Annotated in this window: 23 protein-coding genes and 1 pseudogene; 13 read left to right on the top strand and 11 right to left on the bottom strand. The window is 56.0% G+C overall.

What is annotated here, in order from left to right; genetic code table 11:
• Positions 1–26 precede the first annotated feature (26 nt).
• Positions 27–968 (bottom strand): GlxA family transcriptional regulator, encoded by a 942-nt coding sequence (locus HWX89_RS25550; protein ID WP_210271545.1) that lies wholly within the window; start codon positions 966–968, stop codon positions 27–29.
• A gap of 123 nt (positions 969–1,091) precedes the next feature.
• Between HWX89_RS25550 and HWX89_RS25545 the strand changes: the two genes are divergently transcribed.
• Positions 1,092–1,886: an SDR family NAD(P)-dependent oxidoreductase gene (locus tag HWX89_RS25545; protein ID WP_138793711.1), complete on the top strand. Its 795-nt coding sequence runs from the start codon at positions 1,092–1,094 to the stop codon at positions 1,884–1,886.
• Between the two features lie 38 nt (positions 1,887–1,924).
• Complete coding sequence (locus HWX89_RS25540; RefSeq protein ID WP_138793710.1) at positions 1,925–2,689, top strand: SDR family oxidoreductase; 765 nt, start codon at positions 1,925–1,927, stop codon at positions 2,687–2,689.
• 121 nt (positions 2,690–2,810) lie between these two features.
• Here the strand turns inward: HWX89_RS25540 and HWX89_RS25535 are convergent, their stop codons facing one another.
• Positions 2,811–3,683, bottom strand: a complete 873-nt coding sequence (locus HWX89_RS25535) for a LysR family transcriptional regulator (RefSeq protein WP_353505732.1) — start codon at positions 3,681–3,683, stop codon at positions 2,811–2,813.
• A 336-nt stretch (positions 3,684–4,019) separates the two neighbouring features.
• Here HWX89_RS25535 and HWX89_RS25530 point away from each other — a divergent pair, with 336 nt between their 5' ends.
• The 7 genes from HWX89_RS25530 (at position 4,020) to HWX89_RS25500 (ending at position 10,131) form a co-directional block, all read left to right on the top strand.
• Positions 4,020–4,712, top strand: a complete 693-nt coding sequence (locus tag HWX89_RS25530) for a type 1 glutamine amidotransferase domain-containing protein (RefSeq protein ID WP_138793708.1) — start codon at positions 4,020–4,022, stop codon at positions 4,710–4,712.
• 83 nt (positions 4,713–4,795) lie between these two features.
• Positions 4,796–5,635, top strand: a complete 840-nt coding sequence (locus tag HWX89_RS25525; RefSeq protein WP_138793707.1) for a type 1 glutamine amidotransferase domain-containing protein — start codon at positions 4,796–4,798, stop codon at positions 5,633–5,635.
• Between the two features lie 337 nt (positions 5,636–5,972).
• Positions 5,973–6,509 (top strand): cupin domain-containing protein, encoded by a 537-nt coding sequence (locus HWX89_RS25520; protein ID WP_138793706.1) that lies wholly within the window; start codon positions 5,973–5,975, stop codon positions 6,507–6,509.
• A complete protein-coding gene (locus HWX89_RS26615; RefSeq protein ID WP_353505731.1) occupies positions 6,469–6,804 on the top strand; it encodes a putative quinol monooxygenase in 336 nt (111 codons plus the stop codon). Before HWX89_RS25520 ends, HWX89_RS26615 begins: the two co-directional genes overlap by 41 nt.
• 149 nt (positions 6,805–6,953) lie before the next feature.
• The gene (locus tag HWX89_RS25510) at positions 6,954–7,973 is read left to right on the top strand and encodes a Gfo/Idh/MocA family protein (RefSeq protein ID WP_138793704.1); all 1,020 of its coding nucleotides are present in this window, start codon (positions 6,954–6,956) and stop codon (positions 7,971–7,973) included.
• 10 nt (positions 7,974–7,983) lie between these two features.
• A complete protein-coding gene (locus HWX89_RS25505; RefSeq protein ID WP_138793703.1) occupies positions 7,984–9,102 on the top strand; it encodes an alkene reductase in 1,119 nt (372 codons plus the stop codon).
• A 123-nt stretch (positions 9,103–9,225) separates the two neighbouring features.
• A complete protein-coding gene (locus HWX89_RS25500) occupies positions 9,226–10,131 on the top strand; it encodes a LysR family transcriptional regulator (RefSeq protein WP_138793702.1) in 906 nt (301 codons plus the stop codon).
• Between the two features lie 205 nt (positions 10,132–10,336).
• Here the strand turns inward: HWX89_RS25500 and HWX89_RS25495 are convergent, their stop codons facing one another.
• From HWX89_RS25495 to HWX89_RS25480, 4 genes are all read right to left on the bottom strand, one after another.
• Complete coding sequence (locus HWX89_RS25495; RefSeq protein WP_138793701.1) at positions 10,337–10,648, bottom strand: type II toxin-antitoxin system RelE/ParE family toxin; 312 nt, start codon at positions 10,646–10,648, stop codon at positions 10,337–10,339.
• Positions 10,638–10,919: a ribbon-helix-helix domain-containing protein gene (locus HWX89_RS25490; protein ID WP_138793700.1), complete on the bottom strand. Its 282-nt coding sequence runs from the start codon at positions 10,917–10,919 to the stop codon at positions 10,638–10,640. Before HWX89_RS25490 ends, HWX89_RS25495 begins: the two co-directional genes overlap by 11 nt.
• A gap of 155 nt (positions 10,920–11,074) precedes the next feature.
• Positions 11,075–12,475, bottom strand: coding sequence for a chromate efflux transporter (gene chrA, locus HWX89_RS25485; RefSeq protein ID WP_138793725.1), 1,401 nt, complete (start codon positions 12,473–12,475; stop codon positions 11,075–11,077).
• A 4-nt stretch (positions 12,476–12,479) separates the two neighbouring features.
• Positions 12,480–13,292: a chromate resistance protein ChrB domain-containing protein gene (locus tag HWX89_RS25480; RefSeq protein ID WP_138793699.1), complete on the bottom strand. Its 813-nt coding sequence runs from the start codon at positions 13,290–13,292 to the stop codon at positions 12,480–12,482.
• A 579-nt stretch (positions 13,293–13,871) separates the two neighbouring features.
• Between HWX89_RS25480 and HWX89_RS26225 the strand changes: the two genes are divergently transcribed.
• Positions 13,872–14,159 carry a hypothetical protein gene (locus HWX89_RS26225; RefSeq protein WP_210271544.1) on the top strand — a complete coding sequence of 96 codons (288 nt, stop codon included), beginning with the start codon at positions 13,872–13,874 and terminating at the stop codon, positions 14,157–14,159.
• Positions 14,160–14,235: 76 nt separating this feature from the next.
• Here the strand turns inward: HWX89_RS26225 and HWX89_RS25475 are convergent, their stop codons facing one another.
• Positions 14,236–14,481, bottom strand: coding sequence for a hypothetical protein (locus HWX89_RS25475; protein ID WP_138793697.1), 246 nt, complete (start codon positions 14,479–14,481; stop codon positions 14,236–14,238).
• Positions 14,482–14,940: 459 nt separating this feature from the next.
• Between HWX89_RS25475 and HWX89_RS25470 the strand changes: the two are divergent.
• A pseudogene (locus HWX89_RS25470) lies at positions 14,941–15,156 on the top strand (alpha-crystallin domain-containing protein); the annotation flags it as partial.
• Between the two features lie 92 nt (positions 15,157–15,248).
• Here the strand turns inward: HWX89_RS25470 and HWX89_RS25465 are convergent.
• Positions 15,249–15,665, bottom strand: coding sequence for a DUF983 domain-containing protein (locus tag HWX89_RS25465; RefSeq protein ID WP_138793696.1), 417 nt, complete (start codon positions 15,663–15,665; stop codon positions 15,249–15,251).
• A 503-nt stretch (positions 15,666–16,168) separates the two neighbouring features.
• Complete coding sequence (locus HWX89_RS25460; RefSeq protein ID WP_138793695.1) at positions 16,169–16,399, bottom strand: hypothetical protein; 231 nt, start codon at positions 16,397–16,399, stop codon at positions 16,169–16,171.
• Between the two features lie 596 nt (positions 16,400–16,995).
• Here HWX89_RS25460 and HWX89_RS25455 point away from each other — a divergent pair.
• Positions 16,996–18,927: a methyl-accepting chemotaxis protein gene (locus HWX89_RS25455; RefSeq protein ID WP_138793694.1), complete on the top strand. Its 1,932-nt coding sequence runs from the start codon at positions 16,996–16,998 to the stop codon at positions 18,925–18,927.
• Between the two features lie 430 nt (positions 18,928–19,357).
• Here the strand turns inward: HWX89_RS25455 and HWX89_RS25450 are convergent, their stop codons facing one another.
• Together HWX89_RS25450 and HWX89_RS26385 are read right to left on the bottom strand one after the other, a co-directional pair.
• A complete protein-coding gene (locus tag HWX89_RS25450; protein ID WP_246705307.1) occupies positions 19,358–20,068 on the bottom strand; it encodes a LysR substrate-binding domain-containing protein in 711 nt (236 codons plus the stop codon).
• Complete coding sequence (locus HWX89_RS26385) at positions 20,049–20,270, bottom strand: LysR family transcriptional regulator (protein WP_246705311.1); 222 nt, start codon at positions 20,268–20,270, stop codon at positions 20,049–20,051. Before HWX89_RS26385 ends, HWX89_RS25450 begins: the two co-directional genes overlap by 20 nt.
• Positions 20,271–20,425: 155 nt before the next feature.
• Between HWX89_RS26385 and HWX89_RS25445 the strand changes: the two genes are divergently transcribed.
• Positions 20,426–21,385 (top strand): quinone oxidoreductase family protein, encoded by a 960-nt coding sequence (locus tag HWX89_RS25445; RefSeq protein WP_138793693.1) that lies wholly within the window; start codon positions 20,426–20,428, stop codon positions 21,383–21,385.
• Positions 21,386–21,939: the final 554 nt, after the last annotated feature.

Below are 21,939 nucleotides of genomic sequence, written 5' to 3'. Positions count from 1 at the left end.
CAAGAGCTTTACCTCCGCAGCCATTTTCAGGCGGCTTTTGCAAGCCGCCGAATCGTCTGTGGGGGCTGACCATACTGGCGCATGAACGCATCGCGCATGCGCCGAAGATCGATGAAGCCGCACTCTTGCGCAATCTTCTCCATGGGAAGACGGGTCTCCTCGATCATCAAGCGAGCGGCCTCGAGGCGGATCTGCTCGACGGCCTTGGCAGGCGTCTGGCCTGTTTCGGCATGGAACGCGCGGCTGAACTGGCGGGGCGAGAGCGCCGCGACCTCAGCCAGTTCCTCCACGGTCAACGAATTCGCGAGGTGGGTTTTCGCATGGATCAGCGTCTTTTGAATGCGGTCACTGCTGGGCGCGAGCTGAAGCAGTTCGGAATGCTGCGACTGGCCGCCGGCGCGGCGATGATGCATCACCAGCCGTCGAGCGATGGCTCCTGCCATGTCGCGTCCCAAATCCTTCTCGATCAATGCAACGGCGAGATCCAGGCCTGCGGTGAGGCCGGCCGATGTCCAGACCGGCCCCTCGTTGATGAAGATACGATCATCCTCAACCCGCACATTTGGAAAGGCCTTGCGCATCTCCCTGGCATAGGACCAATGCGTGGTGGCGCGCCGTCCGTCGAGAAAGCCCATCTGCCCCAGCAGAAACGATCCGGTGCAGAGCCCCGCGACGCGTCGCGATCCCTTGGCCATCGCGCGTAACGTCGCGAGCGTCGCTTCATCCTGCTGCGGTGGGGGGACGAGTCCGGCCAGAAGAAGCAGCGTGTCCACCTGTCTCACGTCGTCGAGCTTGGTCGTCGGCACGGCAAAACCACTGGATGACATGACAGGTCCGCCTTCAACCGAGGTGATTGAAAGGGTGTAATATGTCTCATCCCGCAACACATTGGCCAGCTCGAAGGCGGCCTGCACGCCGAGCGCCAGAAACTGGAAGCCCGGCGTCAGCACCATGGAAACGTGAGGCATTCAGCCCTCCAACTTCTATGTCCGGAAAACGTAGTTTATACGTCATATCGGACAAATGTCATCTGGTCCATAACGTCCTTGTCGAAAGCGATGGCGCTTTCCCCGCACACAAGGAACAAACCTATGACCACCAAGGGAACTGCACTTATCACCGGCGCCTCCACCGGCATCGGCGCGATTTACGCCGACCGTCTTGCCGCGCGCGGCTACGACCTGATCCTCGTTGCCCGTAATAAGGACAAGCTCCAGTCGCTCGCCTCGGAGATCTCGGACAGGACGAACCGCGCGGTCGAAGTCCTCGCCGCCGATCTGGGCGACGCGGCCGATCTTGCGGGCGTCGAGAAGGTGCTGCGCGAAGATGCCAGCATCACGGCGCTGGTCAACAATGCCGGCATCGGCACCCACTCGGCGCTGCTGGAAAGCGATGTCGATCGCATGGAAGCCATGGTGCGCCTCAACGTGACCGCCTTGATGCGGCTGACCTACGCAGCAGTTCCCGGCTTCGTGGCGCGCGGCGGTGGCACGGTGATCAATATCGCCTCGATCGTTGCAGTCGCGCCAGAATTGCTCAACGGCGTCTATGGCGGGACGAAGGCGTTCGTTCAGGCGTTCACCACCTCGCTCAACCACGAACTTTCAGACCGCGGCATTCGTGCCCAGGTCGTGCTGCCCGGCGCGACACGGACCGATTTCTGGGCTCTTGGCGGCCTGCCGGTCGAGCATCTTCCAACCGAAATCGTGATGCAGGCCGAAGACATGGTCGATGCCGCCCTTGCTGCGTTCGATCAGGGCGAAACCAGCACCATCCCCGCGCTCCGGGACATCGAGCTGTGGAATGCCTATGAGGCAGCCCGTCTTGCCCTCGGCCCGCAGCTTTCCGCCACCCGGCCGGCTCCGCGCTTTACGACCGCCGCCTGAAAACGTCCCAACCTTCTTAAGAATGAAAGACTGATCCCATGAAACTGACTGGCAACACTATCTTCATCACCGGCGGCACAAGCGGCATCGGGCGAGGCCTTGCGGAAGCTCTCTATCGTCTTGGCAATAAGGTAATCATCTCCGGACGGCGCACCGCGTTACTCGACGAAGTGACAGCGGCCAACCCCGGCATGGCGGCCATCGCGCTCGATGTATCGAGCCTCGACAGCATCCAGTCCGTCGCGAGAGAACTGATCGAAAAACATCCCGATCTCAATGTGGTGTTCAACAACGCCGGATTTATGCCCTTTGATGACGTCTCCGGCCCAGTTAACGACGCCGGCATGCAGGACCTGATCGCTACCAACCTGCTCGGACCCATCCGTGTGACCTCGGCGCTGATCGAACATCTAAAGACGAAGCCCGAGGCAACTGTTCTTTACACCAGTAGCGTCCTTGCCTTTGTGCCAATCGCCAGCAACGCGATTTACTCGGCCACTAAGGCGGCACTGCACTCCTTTGCCCTGTCCCAACGCTTTCAGCTACGCAACACCAATGTGCGGCTGCAGGAAATCGCTCCGCCTTGGGTGGACACCGATCTCATCTACAAGAGCGGGGACCCGCGCGCCATGCCGCTGCCTGACTTCATCGAACAGACCCTGGTGGCGCTTGCCACGGACGAACCCGAAGTGATCGTCGATGCCATCAGGCCTTTGCGCGATAATCCGGGTGCAAACGAACACGCCCTGTTCGAAGCGTTCAATCAGAGCCTCGTCGACAACCCGATCCCGCTTGGTGCTTAAGGTCGTGGCCGGTGTGGTAGTACCCGACATCGGCCAACAACGCTCGATGAAGATTAGGTTGCAGGTTCCAATCCGTTCAAGAGAGTTCGTCTTGTTTGATCATCCTATCCATACTACTCGGTTATTGGCCCTTAGCGAGGAAATCTATCAGCGCTCGCGTTGCCGCTGAAAGACGCCGATGTGGGGCGAAAATCACCGAGAAAGCTCTTGTGCGGCCATGAACGTTCTTGAGGACATCCACCAAGCGACCTCGCTCGATAGAGTCTTGCAGAATAAAGTCGTAGGTCTGGCAAATGCCGAGCCCACTTTCCGCCAGACGCACAACCCCGAGCACGTCGTCGAAAACTTGGATTTGCCCCGCGGGAGTCCAATCAACATCCTTTCCGTCGATCCGAAACAGCCATGGTGCCGGGCGCCCTGTACTCGGCATTACAAACGGCAGGCATTGGTGTTTCGCTAGGTCCTCGACGCTTGTAGGGGTGCCAGCACGCTCAAGGTATCGCGGGGATGCAACCAACCGCAGCGGCGCATCCTCCAGTCGGCGCGCCACCAGTCCACTATCGGGAAGCGGCCCAAGGCGAATGGCTAAGTCGTATCCTTCCGCCACCAAATCAACGTTGCGATTGGTGATGCTCAACTCGATTCGAACGTTCGGGAAGGCATCGGTGAAACGGCCCAGCATCTCCGGGAGCCGGTAGTGACCGTAGGTGGTTGGAACGCTGATGCGGACTTGGCCACTCAACGACGCTCCTGCTGGACCTTGGATTGCCCGCTCTGCGTCATTGATCATTGAGAATGCGGCACGTGCCTGCTCAAGATAGGCCCGGCCTTCATCCGTCAGGCTCAATCGCCGAGTCGTCCGGCGCATAAGTTGCGCTCCCAGCCGCGTCTCGAGACGGGTGACCGCCCTACTGAGGACAGACGCAGTTGTCGATAGCGCGACTGCGGCCTCAGTCATTGAGCCTTTCTCCGCAACCGTAACAAAGGCTTCCACATCGCCAAGATGATCAAATCGTCGCCCCACCCTGTCTCCTCGCGAAAAAGTTCGTCTCTTTCAGGCAGCTTTATCCTCGATTCCGGCATCGATAAAGTTGGTGTTTCGTTTGCAAGATCGGAAGACAAGGTCTTGTGCCCAAAGCCGTAGGAGATAGCGGCTCATCTATCGACAAGGCGTCGTTTCGCAAAAACGACGCCCGGGCGGCGCACCCCTGCCCAATTTAGCTTGCTTGGGAACAAATGAATTCCTCAAGGCGCGCTTTATCTGCCGACAAGGCGTTAATAGATTCGGTTCGCCAGACGATCAAATGCCTTCCTGATTTTGGAGCAGACAATGAAAAGCGCACCTCGCCATACCAAACCGGTTCTCTTCGTACTCACCAGTCATAGTGTCAAAGGAGAAACCGGTGAACCTACAGGCTTTTACTTGGGTGAAGTAACTCATCCCCTCGCAGTCCTCGACGCCGCTGGAATTTCGGCTGAGTTCGCATCGATACATGGCGGTGAGCCCCCGGTTGATGGCCTCGACCTCAGCGATGAGACCAATAGCCGTTATTGGAACAGCGAAGATTTCCGCCGTGCCATCCGCAACACGTCACGTCTTTCCGACATCGATCCGAAAAACTACTCCGCCATCTTCTTCGCAGGGGGACACGGCGCGATGTGGGACTTCCCGACGAGTTCAGCGGTCAACACCGTCGCCCGCGATATATACGAGGCCGGCGGCATTGTCGCCGCCGTGTGTCACGGTCCCGCAGCACTGGTCAACATCACGTTGAGCAGCGGTGTTCCCTTGGTCGCTGGCAAGAACGTCGCGTCCTTCACCGACGATGAGGAGCGGGCCGTCAAGTTGGACAAGGTTGTTCCCTTCCTTCTGGCCAGCACTCTTGCCGCTTGCGGTGCCCATCATCATCCGGCCCCTGACTGGACTGCTAATGTTGTTGTCGATGGAAGGCTGGTGACCGGCCAAAATCCGCAATCGGCGACCGGCGTCGGAGAAGCGCTCCGCGATCTCCTTATCGCATAAACACCCATCGCTGACACCACCAACGACACAATGGATCTTCTCTGTTCCGATGGGCAGGGAACGGCTTTCCTATGGAGAAAAATATGAATCCCATTCGCACTCTCGCTCTCGCACTCGCTCTTGGAACAAGCGCCCTCAGTGCGCAGGCGGCCAACGTCCTGGTCGTCCTGTCTGATTCCGACCATCTCGACCTCAAGGACGGCAAGGTTTTCGAGACTGGCTTCTACCTCAACGAACTGATGCAGCCGGTAAAGGCGCTGACCGAGGCCGGTCATGACATCATCTTCGCAACCCCCAAGGGAACGGCGCCGACGCTGGACAAGTCCTCCGTGGACAAGATGTATTTCGGCGGCGACGAGGCTGCGTTGAAAGAAGGCTTGGCCATGCTTGAAAAACTAGGGCTGACATCCGAAAGCACCTCGCCAGTGATCAGCCTCGCCCGTGTCGAGCAGATCGGTTACGACCAATTCGATGCGGTTTATGTGCCAGGTGGTCATGCCCCTATGCAGGATCTTCTCTTGAGCCCGGAATTGGGCAGACTCCTTGCCGACTTCCATGCGAAGGGCAAGACAACGGCCCTCGCATGCCATGGTCCGATCGCTCTGCTCTCTGCCCTGCCCGACGCAATAGCCTTCACGACCAAGCTTGAAACAAGCGGTTGGGCCAAGGGCGAGGGCTGGATCTATGCGGGCTACAAGATGACCGTCATCAGCAATCAGGAAGAGGAAATTGCCAAGGGCCTGCTGAGCGGCGGGGAGATGAAGTTTTATCCGCAAACAGCCTTAGAAGCGGCAGGCGGAAACTTCGTCAGCAACGAGGCTCCATGGACATCTCACGTGGTAACCGATCGCGAGTTGGTTACGGGCCAGAACCCAGCTTCCGCCCCAGCTGTCGCCGCCGAATTACTCAAGCGACTGAAATAAAACACTCGGAGCAATTTACCGACTCGTCCGCAGGCAAATGCGTCCAGACGAGTCGGTGCGTTTCCTAAATCCGTCTCGTGAACCCGCTGTTCACGCTCACGGAACCGTATAGCCGTGATTGATGCTGGAAGATGGGCCTACCTCGAGATCGGCAACAACAAGTGCCGCTTTCTCGTAGAAACTTGAGAAAGCCGCCTGGCAGACAAAGGCGATCCGATTGTGGAATTTTTTTCCGCAATGCTTGTCCGCAGCAACGGCTACCGCCTGAAAGTATCTCCTGCCATTTAACAGACATCAACTCACTGACGGGTTGCTTACCAACACGAAGGAGACTTAGATGAGACCGCTTTCGCTCTGGGGGAATAAAAGTTCGCTTCGGACAGCTTTCACGACGATAGCTGCGGGCGCAGCCCTTATGGGAATAACACTGACTGCCGCAGCTGCAGATCAAACCGACACGAGCATTATCCTCAAAAACCCGGGCTCATTGAAATGGGAAAAAACCATTCCTGAGCTTGGCGATCGTTCCCCCGAATACGCCATCCTGCATTCTGACCCGAACACCAAACTGACGACCCTGATGTTCCGGACCCCGATCCCGGTGCATATTCCTGCCCACACGCATGACCTGGCAGAAACTCATGTCATTCTCGTCGGGGGGACACATACGTTCGACTCGAAAGGTGTGCGCTATAACATCGAAAACGGCGGCTTCTTTCGCGCGCCGGGTGGCGTCGTCCATGAAGCATGGCCGCCCGCCGGCTCGCAGACACTCAACATCCTCGAAAGCGGCTGGGCTGTAAACTGGCTGCGGGAAGGCCCCACGGTTGCTGATGCTGATAAGTATCCTCCGAAAGAGCCGCAGGGTAACTAAGATGCAAAACTCCCTCACGATCGTTGCGCATGCCCGTGCAAAACCCGGCCTCGAAGATCTAATGATTAGTGAGCAGACAAAGCTCGTTGAGGCGACGCAACATGCTGCTGGCTGTCTTCGATACGAACTGCATCGGTCTAACGCTGACCCTAGGTTGGTCACTTTCGTAGAGGAGTGGGCCTCTGCTGAGGACTGGCAAAATCACATGCAGAGCCAAGCCATTCAGGCTTTCAGATCGTCTGCGGGGCATTGCATTGGCGACTTCTCGCTATTCGAAATGCATCGGATCGCATGAGCGCATCGAAGGCGGACCATTGGCTTTCGCAATCGTTTGAGGCCCTTGGGAAGTCTCACCTCTCATTCACAACACCACCACGTATGCAGGTCGCCAGCCCATGCCGAGGCTCGGCATGGCGCAATGCTGCTTAAAAAAGGTAGATAGCTATGAACAAACTCAACTTCGGAATTGTTGGAACGGGCTTCATTGCCGGCCTGATCGCCCCCGCGATCCACAGCTCACAGTACGCGCGCCTCGTCGCTGTTTCGAGCCGATCAAAAGAAAAAGCTGATAGCTTTGCGGCTCAATACCCTGGCGCTGTTGGCGTACAAGGTGTGGAGGAACTGATGGCGCAATCAGATGTGCAGGCCGTCTACGTTGCTGCGCCGACATCTGCGAAGGAAGATATTGCAGCTCGTGCCCTGTCGGCCGGAAAACATGTTTTGATCGAAAAACCCCTTCAGTCCAAGGAAGTCGCCGAGAGGCTGACGGCACTCGCCCGACAAAATGGCGTCGTCCTCATGGATGCGACGCATTTTGTCCATCATGCCCGAACCCGGGCGATGCGTGAGCGCATGCCCCAGCTGATCGGTGAGCCTCGGTCGTTGCACACCATGTTCTATTTCCCGTTCTCCGACAGGGAGAATATCCGTTTCGACCAGAGCGAGGAGCCGATGGGTGCCATCGGCGACATGGCATGGTATTCCATGCGCGCCGCCGTCGAGTTTTTATCGCCCGGTCAGTTGAAGGACATCAGGGTCTTTGCAGAACGGGACGCGCAGACAAACGCAGTTATCCGTGCAACCGGCCTGCTTGCGTTTGAGGGTGGCAAAACAACAACCTTCGATGTCGGCTACACTACAGGTACAGCGGTGATGGACCTGACATTGGGTGGTACTTCGGGCGTACTCGCTCAGGATGATTTCGTTTTGGACTGGAACAGCGGATTCGCGTTCGATAATCCTGACATCTCAACCGGTTTCACGCACAGGACAGGCATGGCGACGCGCAACGACATCAGCTTCATTGAAACGCCTGGCACAAAACCTCAGCATGCACTGATGATCGATTCTTTTGCGCAGCTCGCACTTGAGCCCGACGCGGAGCAGCGCTTGCAATGGATGGAAGCGACTGTTCAGACCCAGAGCCTGCTTGACGCGGTCTGGAACGCAGCAGAAGCAAACTGAGGAGGCAACGATGACCTCGCTTTTTGACTCTTACGATTTGTCTGGACGACTGCTGCGCAACCGCGTCGTGATGGCTCCCATGACGCGAGCGCGCGCTGCCGCAGGTTACGCTGATGACGAAACCGCTCGCTACTATCGCCAACGCGCCGGTGCTGGGCTCATTGTCACCGAGGGGACGCCGATCTCCCAGGAGGGGCAAGGATTTGCCTTTGTACCAGGCATCTGGAGCGGGCCTCAAATTGAAGGATGGCGGGCGGTGACGGAGGCTGTGCATGAGCAAGGTGGGACCATTTTTGCTCAGATCTGGCATGTTGGCAGAATGTCTCATGTGTCGCTTCAGCCCAGCAGGCAAGCTCCCGTTAGCTCGACCTCAACTCCGGCCCGAGACGAAATGAGCAAGGCTTTCGCCTTCGATGGTGAGGGGCAGCCTACATTCGTGGAAGCGAGCGTTCCAAGAGCCCTCACAACTGAGGACGTTGCCCGCGTGATTGGGGATTTCGCTGACGCTGCCAGCAATGCAATCAAAGCAGGATTCGATGGTGTCGAACTTCATGGAGCCAACGGTTACCTGATCGAGCAGTTCCTCAATCCTACCGTCAACGATCGTTCGGATAAGTATGGCGCCCATAACATGGAAAGCCGTACGCGCTTCTTACTGGAAGCCATCGACGCAACAATAGCTCGTGTTGGCTGCTCTCGCGTATCAATCCGGTTGTCGCCATACGGCAGGCTGTTTCAAATGGGGCTTTATCCGGAGCTTGAGGAGACGTATCTTTACCTTGCGGCCGAGCTCGGAAAACGCAACATCGCCTATATCCACATCATGGATCAGGCGAGCCGTGGAGCTTCACCAATCCCAAGCGATTTCCTCGCGAAGTTTCGCCAAGCTTATTCCGGCACACTAATCCTCGCCGGCGGGCTTGATCGTGTGCGCGCCGAACAGCTTCTACGGGACAAGATAATAGACATGGCTGCATTCGGTGAGCCGTTCATATCCAATCCCGATCTTGTCGAACGCTTGCGGCACGACTGGCCGCTGACTGAGGCTGACCGAGCGACGTTCTATGGTGGCGACAATCGGGGTTATACAGACTACCCTGCCTATCAGCCCATAGGTCGAGTTGCATAACCGATGTGCGCGTCGCCGACCGGAGTGAGGAGCTCCGGTCGGCCCATGATTTTGTTATTGGTCTCGCCGCTCTCAGGTGCTCTTGGGAACGCTGAATGGAACCCACGACAGCAGGATTGCACTATGGATAGTCGAAGCGGCGAGATGCTGGCCTTCATCAAGGTGGTCGAAACGGGTAGCTTTTCGGCGGCCGGAAAACGGCTCGATATGACTGCTTCGGCTGTTAGCAAGGTTGTTACCCGCATCGAGCAACGTCTAGGGGTTTTGCTCTTGAAGCGTTCAACACGAGCGGTGAGCGTGACGCCGGAGGGCAAGCAGTTCTATGAGAACAGTGTCCGGATCATTTCCGACATCGACCAAGCTGAAAGTGATGTTGCCGCCCATACAAGCTCCCCTCGAGGCGTTCTTCGCGTAAACGCGTCGCTGCCTTTCGGAAATCATTGGCTGCTGCCGGTGCTACCAGAGTTTAGGCAGCGATATCCCGAGATCGTGCTCGATATCTCCCTTACAGATGCGGTCGTTGATCTCAACCGCGACTCGGTGGATATCGCAATACGGATGGGGCCACTGGCAGACGCCGATTTTCATGCACGGCTCTTGGGACGAAGCCGACGAGCAGTAGTTGCCGCCCCGACCTATCTGGAAAAACACGGCTCTCCGAAGCATCCAGACGACCTAGCGATGCACCAATGCTTCAATTTCAATTTCAGACGCTCGATGGACGAGTGGCCATTTCTGGTAAACGCCGAACGTGTCAATGTCGCAATCCGAGGCAGTACGTTGACAAACAATGGAGAGACGATGCGCCAGCTCACGCTGGACGGTCTGGGCATAAGCCGCCTAGGAATGTTTCATATCGCAAGAGATATTGCTGACGGACGCCGAGTTGAGGTGCTGCCCGATTACAACGCGGGTGACATCGAAGATATCAACGTCGTTTACAGCAGTCGCCGTCACATGCCGACGAGAAGCCGCGTATTTATCGATTATATGGTCGAGCAGTTGCAGCCCAGATTACAGCTCGGATGAGTGGCAGTTCGGTGCCAGCATAGTCGTTCGTTCGCCGAGCCTTTCACGACATTCGCGTAGAGTATGGCTGGCGACGGCCGCAGCTATGAACGACAGGGCCGGGGGCCTGTGTTTTCGATGTTTGTGAGGCAAAGCCGGACCTGCGGTTTGATTCTGTTCAAGAGAGCGTGACTTTGCTTACAGCTTAGCTCCAGCCCTTTGGCTCTCAAAACAGAGCGGAAAGATCGCGCCGACCGTCCACTACTCGTACGATCTCAATTGCATGAACAGGACCGTCGTCGGAGTCGGGCCTTGTCTCGTAAAGTATGACATAGGGCGCTTCTACCAACATCCGGGCGGTACGGAATACCTCCGGGTGACGCTCGCCCAAACGCGGATGCGCGACGAGCATTTCCGCCTTGCGACGAAAGTTAGCAAAGTACCGCTCAGCGCTAAGAGGCTGTTCGCGACTTATCTCAACGTAAATGTTCTTAATGTCGGCACGCGCCTTCGGCGTCCAGAGTAGTTTAGCGGGCATGAGGAGGGGGAGACTTTACTTCCTGGCGAGCTTCCTCAAGCACTGCATCAAAATCCACTCCGACAGAAGGTCCGCTCGCTTTGCCTTCTTCCCACATCGCACGTAGCTTAGCGATATCGTCGCGCTTCTGCATCCACTTTGCCGACCAGTCACGCATGGCTTCCCGTACAACCTCGCTTCCGCTGGCATACGCGCCGCTATTAACGGCATCGCGCAACAGCTCTGCGTGTTGCGAGGTCATCGAGACGCTGACTTTTTCAACATTGGGCATAGCTACCTCCACTCTTTTGGTAGTAATTATTACCACCAAACAAACAGCGCTGCAACTTCCCCGTTGCAGCGCACGTCTCCCGGCTCGCTTGAGCGTCATGACAGGAGGTGCTGGATGGTTCGATTTAGAGCTGGGGCGACAGTGTGCTCAAGGGCCTATCCAATCGTCTGCCACACGATACCTGCAGTCGCCAAAAGAACGAGTGCAGCGATAACTGACAGCTTGAGGCGGAAGATCGCGAACGCCGCCAATAGCGTCAGAACCACTGACGGCAAAACAATCGATGAAAACACAGGTAGGTCGAGTTCAAGCGGCCCATAGTGAATTGCCCTCACTTCGGCAAACAGGACATGCAGCCCGAACCAGACCGCAAGGTTCAGGATTACGCCAACGACAGCAGCAGTAATTGCCGACATCGCGCCGCCGAGGGCCGCATTACCGCGCATCTTTTCGATGAAGGGTGCGCCCGCGAATATCCAGAGAAAGCTCGGCAGGAACGTCACCCAGGTCGTCAGGATTGCAGCAAGCGTTGACGCCATTAACGGAGAGAGCGCCCCCGGATCGCGGTAGCCCGCAAGAAAGCCGACAAACTGCGTCACCATGATCAGCGGTCCCGGCGTGGTCTCGGCCATGCCAAGGCCGTCGAGCATTTCGCCGGGTCGAAGCCAGCCATAGTTTTCCACGGCGGCCTGCGCCACATAGGCCAGGACGGCGTAGGCGCCTCCAAAGGTCACCACAGCCATCTGACTAAAAAACAGGCCGATCTTCGAGAAGACGTTGTTCCAGCCTAGCAGCAAGACAAGCGCTGCTACCGGAACAAGCCAGAACGCTGCCAAGGCCCCCGATACCTTGAGTGACCACGCTAGATTGGGTTGGGCGTGCACCGGAATGTCTTCCCCCAGCACAGAATCTTTGTCCTCCAGGGTAACGTTCGGCCCAGACTTATGTCCGCCGCCCGGCCTGAACGTTTCGAGCCGGGCGCGGCCGCCAAAGTAGCCGATGATGCCGGCGCCGATGATGATCAGCGGAAACGGGATATGAAAGAAGAAGATAGCCACGAAGGCTGCCGCCGCTATAGCAACCATCACCTCATTTTTGAGTGCCCTGCTGCCAATCCGGAAGACCGCCTGGATCACAACCGCCAATACAGCGCATTTGAGGCCAAAGAACATGCCCTCAATTGCACTGACGTCTCCGAAGATGACGTAGACATAGCTGAGCGCAAGGATAGACAAGAAGCCGGGAAGGACAAACAGCAGGCCAGCGATCATGCCGCCCTTGGTCCTGTTAAGCAGCCAGCCAATATAGATGGCAAGCTGGTGGGCTTCGGGCCCCGGAAGCAGCATGCAGTAGTTGAGGGCGTGGAGGAAACGCTGTTCCCCGACCCAGCGCTTCTCATCGACCACGATGCGGTGCATGACTGCGATTTGGCCTGCGGGGCCGCCGAAGCTGAGTGCGGCTACACGCGCCCAAACTTTTACCGCTTCGGACAGGGGAACAACGTCTTCGCCTGCCGCTCGGTCGACATGAGCATTCGCCTTAGTGAGGTCGGTCATCATCTTATCCCTTCCTCGAGTTGGGCCAGTTATGCGTCTCATCGGTCGCATCGCGGCACCATCTGTAGAAGGCATCATAGAGCAGCATGCCCGCTTCGAGCTGCTCCAGGTCATCGTTGAACATTCGGGAAAGGCCGAGGGATGCTGCGAGCAGGCCCGGCACTTCTGGCGCAAGTTCGGGCCTTGCGGTGTCGGCGCCGCGGACGATCGTTGCGAGACGAAGCAGTGGCGCGGTTCCTAAACCGAATTCTTCCACCATGATATCGAAGGTGCAAAGCTCGCCGCGGTGGCTCCAGGTGGCTCCCTCGATGTCGAATGGCGTCGCATTGAAGCGGTCAGCGACCCCGGCTACGTCGGCTGCGGGGACGAACAGGAAGACGGAAGAAGGATCGACGAAGCGTCTGATCAGCCAGGGGCATGCGATGCGGTCGATCTTCGGCCGGGAGCGCGTGACCCAGACGGTTCTGCCGCGGCCGTCGCGCGGAGGAAGCTTGTCCTGCGGTACCAGAGCCGCGCCTGACGCGCGCCAGGCCTCGAAGCCACCTTCCAGGACTTCGGCGGGTTTGCCGAGGGCACGGAGATGGGCAGCCACACCGTGCCCGAGTTTCTGACCCTTCTGGCAGAGTACGACGGAAGGTCCGCTCAAATCGTCGGCCCACTCGGTCACCTTGCGATAGTCGCGGCGTATCGTCCCGGGGACGAGTCGGGGATCGGCTGAGAAGTCCTCGTCATTGCGAACGTCGATAATGGTCGGCGCGCTTCGCGTGCCAAGAATTCGGTTCAGCTTGTCGGGCGTGATCTCAAGAAATGACGGCATGGCGCGTCCCTCCGGTTGCTCGGGTTCAAAGGACGCGACACTTCGGCCGTAGCCTCGTGGGGCGATCGCTACCCCATATGATGAATGTGCGACCGGAAGGAGTGCGAGTCAATATACCCAGGGTCGGGGGCAATTACCTGCGCGTTATTCGACAGCGTTGTGTTACATAACACTATGAGACGATGCCGCCCATCTAAAGCGCTGGCCAACTATCGGAATAAGCGATCGCAAACTGGGTCGGGCGGACATCTGCGCATCATTTACTCTTAATCGCCCTCCGTCAGCTCATGCTGGTAGCGAAGACCTGCTGGCGTCAGGCGATATTGTCGGTTTTTCCCAGCTTTTCCACATGCTTCAGCAAGCCCTCGAGACACGGCCAGATTACCGGTCTTCAGTCTAACGCCGGAAGGCGTCCCGCTGGTCGGACGCTGAGGCCATCGTTGCACCGTAGCTTAGTGCGCCAATCGTTAATTCCTACTCGCAACAAACTGCGACGATCTCGATGAAGGCTTGGCGGATGTGAGACAGGCCGAAACGTGCGGGATGCCGTTGGTTTCCGGGCCTCCGAGCTCAAAGCAAATGGGAATAGGTGGTCTTGCCTGCGCTGCCTCACGCTTTCAAAGCGCTCATGCGCTGTTCGGCTTACGCAAAGTCTCCGATCTGACCCGATTGGAAGACTATTTCAGGCTCTCCTTCTTCCCCCACGACAGGGTGGGCCTTGCGTTTCCATACAACGACGCCCGCGTGCCGATTAGCAAGATCTTTAGCCTCCCCGATGGCGGCGTCCTCGGTCGCGGCAGGACGAGGATCGAATGCTGGCACTGGTTGGCCTCGGTCGTCGAGATTGAAGGCAAGAACGTAGATTGAGACAAAGGTTCCGGGCATTGAGTGATCTCCTTGATAGATGAGAACGTCTCGCGGCATCCCGAATTCGCCCGCGCAGCTACGCGTCGTCGGCCAATCTCTGCTGTCGGTTGACATCGGTCATCGCGTTCTGCTGATCGAGGAGATATCGCTCTACGTCCCCACCACAAGCCTCCTTGATCTCGGCCACCGTGAAACCTTCAGCTTCGGCGGACTCCACCAGGGTTTTCGCCTGATCGCGAAAGTCTGCCTTGTTCTCATGCAGGCCCGGGTCGCGAATGATTTCCTGCACGCGATCGTCCAGCCAATCCGTGATACCAGCCATCTTCATGTTCCTTTCAGCCAATGCTTCAGTTTGCTGCCGGAGTGCAGCACTCATTTTCCTCAATATGGGTTAAGTTGCCAAGCATTCGTCACATATGCCGCAGCCGTCTTCGTCCATGGTGAAGTTGGGACGCTGGCGACAGCAGCAAAGGCAAATGGCCATCTCGTGTTCAGTGTTGCGCGCCGGAGGCAAAATCTCAGTGTCGGCGTCCGAAAATAACTCAGTCATTCCATAATCCATCCCGATGCTCCCAAAGCGAAGATCGCGACTCGAGATAGGATTGGTTTTCAGGCGAACAAGATGATTTTAGAGAGCTGGAAAAAATTTTCGAGCGGGGTCTTGAACGACAAAATCTCAAAAACCAAATCGGTCAGCGCCGACGGCCCAGTGAGGGGGTCGATTGACCGAGGAGGTGGATTTCTCCGCTTACTTCCATGTTGCTTTACGGAGGATATGGTTATGAGAACTGAACTTGATTTTGCCCCGCCCTATCGTTCGAGCATCGGCTTCGACCGCGTGTTCAATCTACTCAGCAATACGCCGCGTCTCAACGCAATCGAGACCTGGCCGGCCTATGACATCGTCAAGACCGGAAGACGACTACCGTATCACGATGGCGGTGGCAGGCTTTGGCGAAGGCGATCTCGATATCTCACTCAGGAGCGCAATGTCCTGGCGCAGTCGCTCTCCGAGGCAGGCTGGATGGGGTGAAACGTTCGTTAGGTTTTCGCAGGACGCAAGTTAAGGCGTTAGTGGTGGGCGACGCGCTAATTTCGGTCAGTTTCTAAAGAGGACGAACTTGTTTTGCCGAACTCTCGGTCGATTTTACCCTCTTCAGCTTTGTAGAAATATTGGCTGTTAATTAGCCAACCCTTAAGAAGTCTCAGCGGCACGAGACACGAAAGAAGAACCAACGGCAACGACGTGAAAAGATGAACCCACCATACTGGCGAAAAACTTACTTCAATGTAACATGCGACCGCTACGGCAGGGATGCTTGTAAAGCAAAGCACAAAAAATGCCGGGCCGTCCGCAGGGTCTGCGAAGGAAAAATCGAGTCCACAAACTTCGCACTCTTTTTTGACGGACAGATAGCCATCAAACAAGTGCCCCCGCCCGCATCTGGGACAAAGGCCTTTTAGCCCTGTTTTAACAGGAGGCAACTGTGGCCAATCGTCTGCCATTGAACTTGTCCTTTCAGTTGTGTCAGATTGGTCGCGCATTTCATTTCGATCGATCTGGACGAGTTACCCACCGATCAGCGCTCAATGCGCCCTCAGCTAAATTTCCAAACCTGACTATTCCCTAGAAGTTCCGGCAGTAACGTCACCATACCTCCGGCAGCACAACGGACAACCGGCCCCTCTTTTGAGGGAGAAGTCTTTGGGTCGTTCGAGAGCATAATTAGAGAAGCAAGACAGCAACAGCCGCACGGCCCGTTGCTGCGTCGTAACAGAGAAAGCCGTTATCCCTTTTTCGCCTGGTCGTGATGCCACTTGACGGCATAAAACATACCAATGCCTACGACTATGACCTTAATTGTCGCAGCTTAGCAAAGAAACGAGTGTCTAAATTGGGCGTAAAGCATGCTCTGACGTATGCTTCACCAGGTTCGTCGTTCTGACAATAATTGAAGAGAAAACATGCATCGATTTACTCATAATCAGAGATTAGGTCACCTTTCTGATTACACACCCTGCGATCTATTGTTGAACGGCGATGCAGTGCTGAGGTCGGCATCAGGCAACGCATTCCTGTCAGCAGGCCCCGCAAGTGCTTGCTCTTCCGTTTGGCCCCTGTCCGGTGGACTTGATGACGCTGTCTCAGGCGTCGCCCTGACGAAGTAGACGACCACGATCATCGCCACAGCCACAGCCGCGGCCCCTAACAAGGGCCATAAGGTTCGATCGTTTTTCATATTTGTCTCCGCTTCCGATTGCCTTCCATCGTAAAGCTTATGAACCTTGTGAGCCTAGTTGTGCTATATGGCTATTCCTGACGATTTCACGGCGCGACAAAAAACGACAACAAAACCGTCGCAGAGATGGAGCTTAAAGTATTCTTGCTCGGTGTTCGTACGGTCATGCCAAACGTTACCGCGATAGCCGAAAGGGAGCCGTTGAAATCATTGGCATGTTGGACTTCGAAATTGAATGTATCTCAACGGGCTATGCGCCCTCAGGCAATTCGCCGGTATTGAGTGTCTGACACCAATGTTCACCGATCCAGCGCCTCTGATGAGATTGACGTTTTTCAATCACTACACTCAAATTCTCAGCTTTACTGCATGCCATTTTACTAATGTTTAATTTTGCCCACGTAACTTTCACGCACGTCAGGCGGCCTTTTTAGGTGCCACCGACAGTCGTTGAACGAATACTGCATCGCCTGCTGTCGTTGCTCCGTGGAGCCCCCATCTGTACAGGCGTTTCCAGAGTTCAACGTGATATTCGCTGAGGGTAGATGATCTGCCGCAGGCATCGTTTCATCTATTTTTTTGGGCGACGGCATCACATGAAAAATGTGCCAATCATCGGAAAATTTCTCACCATCATGGCAATCTTCGGAGCATTCTCCGTCGGCGTCGCGATCTATAGCGACCTTCAGATTACGAAGGTCAATGCCCAATACGCCCGTCTCCTCACAGGCGAAACTTCGGCGGGGCTCTACATTGCGCGTGCCAATCGCTCGCTTCAAGCAGCCCGCGCCGCAATTGGCGACCTGCTCATGTCTCAAAGCGAAGATTTAAACAATCGCGCCGTGAAAGAGCTGGAGAAACAGCGAGAGAATTACGTGACGTTCATGGACACGGCAATCGCAGCCATGCCGTCCAACGCACAGATTCCTCAGCTGAAAATTGCAGGTCTATCCGCGCTCGACAACACATGCAAATCAACCCTGGAATCTGCACGCGCAGCCTTGTCAGCCCAAGACATTGCAGCTTCACAGAACATTTTCCTGACGCAATGTCAGCCGGCATTCGGTCCACTGAGCGACCAGTTCGCCAAGGTCACGCAAGATACTGTGGCTTCAGCGCAATCGAAGTCGGATGCGCTGACTACAGAGGTAGGTCAAACAGCATTTCTGACGCTTGTTGGGATTGTTGGCGGGGTGCTCATCGTGCTGGCATTGGGTTTCTTCGCGATCCGCTCTTGGCTTGTTCTTCCGATACGCGCGCTGGCAGCGTTGATGGAGAAACTTGCTAACGGTGATCTTTCCGTCGACGTTGTCGGAAGAGAGCGACGGGACGAAGTTGGTGGCATGGCACGCGCTGTTCAAATCTTCAAAGATAACGGACAGAGGGCAAAACAGCTTGAGGCGGAAGCCGAAGCAAACCGGTCGCAGTCAGAAGCCGAACGGGCTCGCATTGCCGCAGAAGATCGTAAACGATCCGAAGAAATGTCACAGGCTACGAGCGGTCTTGCGACAGGGCTCAAACATCTTTCAGCGGGTGATCTCTCATTCCGGTTGAATGAGCCTTTCGCATCTGAGTTCGAGGCACTACGCACTGACTTCAATTCAGCAGTCAACGAACTCGCGCAGACAATGCGTGCTGTTTCTGAAGCGACCGGCTCGATCGACAGCGGTGCGCGCGAAATCAGCAAGAGCGCGGAAGATCTGTCAAAGCGGACCGAACAACAGGCAGCGGCGCTTGAAGAAACCGCGGCAGCACTGGACCAGATTACCGCAAACGTCACCAATTCTTCTCAGCGTGCAGAGGAAGCACGTCAAATCGCGATTAATGCGAACACGAGCGCGACAAACTCCGGCGCTGTCGTGTCCAACGCTGTTGAAGCGATGCAGCGGATCGAAAATTCATCCAACCAAATCTCTAACATCATCGGGGTAATTGACGAGATCGCATTCCAGACCAATTTGTTGGCTTTGAATGCTGGTGTCGAAGCGGCACGAGCAGGGGAGGCTGGAAAGGGCTTTGCAGTCGTCGCACAGGAAGTTCGCGAACTAGCACAACGATCTGCCCAGGCGGCAAAGGAGATCAAGGACCTCATTCGCAATTCTGCGGACGAGGTCGCTTCTGGCGTGGAATTGGTACAGGCCACTGGAGAAGCGCTGGCAGTGATCCAACAGCAGGTCGTCACCATCAACCACCAACTCGATGCGATCGCAACGTCTGCGAGAGAGCAATCAGTAGGATTGAGTGAGGTTAATACCGCGATCAATCAGATGGATCAGGTGACACAACAGAACGCTGCCATGGTTGAAGAATCAACAGCGGCGAGTGCTGGCCTTGCCGGCGAAGTCGATCGGCTTCGTGCACGCATGCAACAGTTCCAACTCGGCGGCACTCCAGCGAATAGCTACGTGCGACCATCCGTCGTCACTCAAGCTAGCCGACCTGTCGCGTCTCCAGCAAGGCGTATTATGGCGAAGGTCGCAAGTGCTGTGGGTCGAGCTCCAGCGCAGGGAAGCTGGGAAGAATTCTGATCAGCGTCGGCGTCCCTCTACTCCTCGCTCCGGTTTAAACGGGCGAGGAGCAATTCTTTTGGTGAAGCAGAAGAACCGATGCACGACGAACAGCCGACTGTTGTCCCACTCTTACATGTGGTGGACGGAGAGAACTACGAGTTAAGCATTCGTCGACGCTCCCACAGTCTGACCCATCGGTTAGATCACGGGGTGTGACATTCTTACTTTGCACAATTGTGAGATGCGACTTCACGCCTGTGTAGTTACAGTTTTTCAGTATCCTATCTAAAATCGCGTAGGATTATCATGGATTAGACGCTCAACCGTCTAACTGCAGGAAGAATGCCGTGAGACGTGCACTTAATTGATATCGTTCGAATGTTCATTAGTCTTAACATCCGGTGATTTCCGACGACGTCTTCTTCGATGGGAATTCGAAGATAGGCCTTTAACGAACGACGGCCGAGTTCTTTTTTTTTCCGATCTCCTTCAAGTGATCGATGAAAGCACGAAACGCGAGCGAAATTCTTTGTCGGCTCGGGTAAAACAGACTGAAACCCGGCAAATCGGTAACCCAGTCGTCAAGGACCTGCACCAGCTTGTTGGTTTCGAGATCGGCGGCCACTTGGGAGCGAAGCAGGAAGCCGATTCCTAGCCCGTCGATCACCGCCTTTCTGATCGCTTCGCCGTCGTCAAAGATCAAGGAGGGAGTAACTTTGTAATCCAGCTTCCGTTGCCCTGTTGCCAACGGCCATCGCAGGAGCCGCGAGGAGCTGACATATCGGTATGATATAGTGCGATGGTGGATCAGATTTTCCGGGTTGGTCGGAGTTGGGTACTTCTCGAAGTAGGACGCCGCACCTGCGATAACGACACGGGTTGTCGCGGTCAACGGCAGCGACACCATGTCCTTATCGATAAGGCCGCGAAAGCGGATCCCGCCATCAAACCTTTGATCCACAACATCATCCAACCCTTCGTTCGTGGAAATTTCAATCACGACGTGAGGGTAGCGCTGACAGAAGCTCGGCAGCACTGGGCGAATAATGCTCTCGAACGCGACGGGGATCATTGTCAGGCGGACGACGCCTGTCACCGTTGCCCTTTCGTCTTGCAAGGTCTGCAATTCCTCCCCCAGGTCACGAATCGCTTGGCCCAAGAATTTCCAGCAAACGCCGCCCAGGGTCGGTCGGGGCGACGCTTCGAGTTGTTCGCGCGAGCAGCGGAAACCCTATCTTCTTCTCTAGCTTGCTGATCGTATAGCTAAGGGTAGATTGTTTTATTCCGAGTTCAGAGGCGGCTTGTGTGAAGCTTCGACAGCGAGCAACCACTTCGAAAACCGCTAAATCGCGAAGGATCATCCGGTCCATTTATCGATCTCATCTCTAAGTCCATTCGAGAGATGGTAGTTTATCGATATCTGACAAGGCGTCTATCCTCGCTCGAAAGTCTACTGTGAGGCAGCGCGGAGCAAGCTTCATCGGGAGACGACATAAGCTTGATTAAGGGATATACCATGAAAGCAGCTGTCTACGACAAGGCCGGCGCTCCTGAGGTTTTGGAGTACCGGGATGTTGCCGACCCCAAGATTGGTCCTGACGATGTTCTGATTGCAACGACTGCAATTTCAATCGAGGGCGGCGATTTGATCAATCGCCGCACGGTTCCGCCTTCTGGCTCCGCGTGGGTTGTCGGATACGCAGCCTCGGGACAAGTCGTAGAGGTCGGTGCCAACGTCCGCAACCGCAAAGTCGGAGACGAGGTTACGGCCTTCAATATGCAAGGGTCACACGCTGAACTTTGGGCAGTCCCGGCAAATCACACCTGGATCGTGCCATCGGGCGTAGATGCAGGTTCCGCTGCGGTCGTGCCTATCTCGTTTGGTACAGCGCACTATTGCCTTTTTGCCAAAGGCGGTCTTCGTACGGGGGAGACTGTTCTCATTCAGGCAGCGGCCGGGGGTGTCGGGCTCGCAGCTGTGCAACTCGCTTCTCGGATCGGAGCAAGGGTAATTGCCGTTTCCAGTGGCAAGCGACGGCTGGATAAAATTCCGTCGCTCGGTGCGGACTATGTCATTGATCGGTCCTCTGGCGACGTGGTTGATGCGGTACAGCACATTACGAAAGGGAAAGGAGTCGATCTGGTGATTGATCCTGTCGGTGTCACCTTGTCCAGATCTCTTGCGACCGTGGCCCCCGAAGGTCGTCTCGTCTTTGTCGGCAACGCGGGTGGAGGTGGTCTCTCCGTCGATCTCTGGTCCGCCATGCAATCGAACCAAACCTTATACGGCGTGTTCATGGGGCCGCTTCTGGAGCGGTATCATGTCCGCTCGACAATCGATAAGCTTTTGAGTGCTCTCGAAAAGGGTGAGATACGGGTCATGATCGAAAGGATGTTTCCCCTTTCGCAGGCGCGAGATGCGCACGAATTTGCCGAGGAAGCGAAGCCACTTGGCAGGGTCATCATGATCCCTTAGCCGAGAAGGGCAATGCGCATCCCGCGCCGCGAACGCGCTTCGCCATTGCGCCGAAGAGAGCCGGAGGGCCTTACGAACAAGTTGCGTCAGCGATGAAGCAATTGTCGATGGCGGTTATACCGTCCAATAGTCACGAGCGGGTTTTGGACAACCCATTCCCTGTGCAAGCGCGGAGGGAGCTTCAGACTCTTTTTCGTTTTGTATAAAGGGTGGAACTGATGATTTTCTTCTCCAGCTTTCAAGCATGTGTGGGATTGGCTTTGGCAGGCGCGAGGCAAGCGCTGCTCCCCGCGCCGCCATTGACGTCAACAGCCATAGGGTCGTCGATTAGTGAGACGGGTTGATCGAGACATGCGCTTAAACAGTCACCTTGTTACTCTAAATCAATGAGTTACCTCTGATAGAACGAGGGTTCGATTCCCCTCACGGCGTTAGAATCTTCCATTGTAAAGCTCAGCATCGTGTTCAGCGTAAACACAAATTGTCTTCCTCATCCTTGGCCATCCTCTCGGCGCGTTTCAGCTAAATCAGCTCGGGTAATTGATTAGCTGGAG

The organism is Rhizobium sp. RM (genome assembly GCF_013390595.1).
Classification (GTDB): domain Bacteria; phylum Pseudomonadota; class Alphaproteobacteria; order Rhizobiales; family Rhizobiaceae; genus Agrobacterium.
Note: the sequence above shows the minus strand (reverse complement) of the source record. Positions and strands in the feature narration are given on the sequence as shown.

Excerpts from the sequence above, each read along its gene's own strand:
- HWX89_RS25550 (WP_210271545.1), bottom strand. The coding sequence starts at position 968 with ATGCCTCACGTTTCCATGGTGCTGACGCCGGGCTTCCAGTTTCTGGCG.
- HWX89_RS25545 (WP_138793711.1), top strand. The coding sequence starts at position 1,092 with ATGACCACCAAGGGAACTGCACTTATCACCGGCGCCTCCACCGGCATC.
- HWX89_RS25540 (WP_138793710.1), top strand. The coding sequence starts at position 1,925 with ATGAAACTGACTGGCAACACTATCTTCATCACCGGCGGCACAAGCGGC.
- HWX89_RS25530 (WP_138793708.1), top strand. The coding sequence starts at position 4,020 with ATGAAAAGCGCACCTCGCCATACCAAACCGGTTCTCTTCGTACTCACC.
- HWX89_RS25525 (WP_138793707.1), top strand. The coding sequence starts at position 4,796 with ATGAATCCCATTCGCACTCTCGCTCTCGCACTCGCTCTTGGAACAAGC.
- HWX89_RS25520 (WP_138793706.1), top strand. The coding sequence starts at position 5,973 with ATGAGACCGCTTTCGCTCTGGGGGAATAAAAGTTCGCTTCGGACAGCT.
- HWX89_RS26615 (WP_353505731.1), top strand. The coding sequence starts at position 6,469 with ATGCTGATAAGTATCCTCCGAAAGAGCCGCAGGGTAACTAAGATGCAA.
- HWX89_RS25510 (WP_138793704.1), top strand. The coding sequence starts at position 6,954 with ATGAACAAACTCAACTTCGGAATTGTTGGAACGGGCTTCATTGCCGGC.
- HWX89_RS25505 (WP_138793703.1), top strand. The coding sequence starts at position 7,984 with ATGACCTCGCTTTTTGACTCTTACGATTTGTCTGGACGACTGCTGCGC.
- HWX89_RS25500 (WP_138793702.1), top strand. The coding sequence starts at position 9,226 with ATGGATAGTCGAAGCGGCGAGATGCTGGCCTTCATCAAGGTGGTCGAA.
- HWX89_RS25495 (WP_138793701.1), bottom strand. The coding sequence starts at position 10,648 with ATGCCCGCTAAACTACTCTGGACGCCGAAGGCGCGTGCCGACATTAAG.
- HWX89_RS25490 (WP_138793700.1), bottom strand. The coding sequence starts at position 10,919 with ATGCCCAATGTTGAAAAAGTCAGCGTCTCGATGACCTCGCAACACGCA.
- chrA (WP_138793725.1), bottom strand. The coding sequence starts at position 12,475 with ATGACCGACCTCACTAAGGCGAATGCTCATGTCGACCGAGCGGCAGGC.
- HWX89_RS25480 (WP_138793699.1), bottom strand. The coding sequence starts at position 13,292 with ATGCCGTCATTTCTTGAGATCACGCCCGACAAGCTGAACCGAATTCTT.
- HWX89_RS26225 (WP_210271544.1), top strand. The coding sequence starts at position 13,872 with ATGGGAATAGGTGGTCTTGCCTGCGCTGCCTCACGCTTTCAAAGCGCT.
- HWX89_RS25475 (WP_138793697.1), bottom strand. The coding sequence starts at position 14,481 with ATGGCTGGTATCACGGATTGGCTGGACGATCGCGTGCAGGAAATCATT.
- HWX89_RS25465 (WP_138793696.1), bottom strand. The coding sequence starts at position 15,665 with ATGGCAGACGATTGGCCACAGTTGCCTCCTGTTAAAACAGGGCTAAAA.
- HWX89_RS25460 (WP_138793695.1), bottom strand. The coding sequence starts at position 16,399 with ATGAAAAACGATCGAACCTTATGGCCCTTGTTAGGGGCCGCGGCTGTG.
- HWX89_RS25455 (WP_138793694.1), top strand. The coding sequence starts at position 16,996 with ATGAAAAATGTGCCAATCATCGGAAAATTTCTCACCATCATGGCAATC.
- HWX89_RS26385 (WP_246705311.1), bottom strand. The coding sequence starts at position 20,270 with ATGATCCTTCGCGATTTAGCGGTTTTCGAAGTGGTTGCTCGCTGTCGA.
- HWX89_RS25445 (WP_138793693.1), top strand. The coding sequence starts at position 20,426 with ATGAAAGCAGCTGTCTACGACAAGGCCGGCGCTCCTGAGGTTTTGGAG.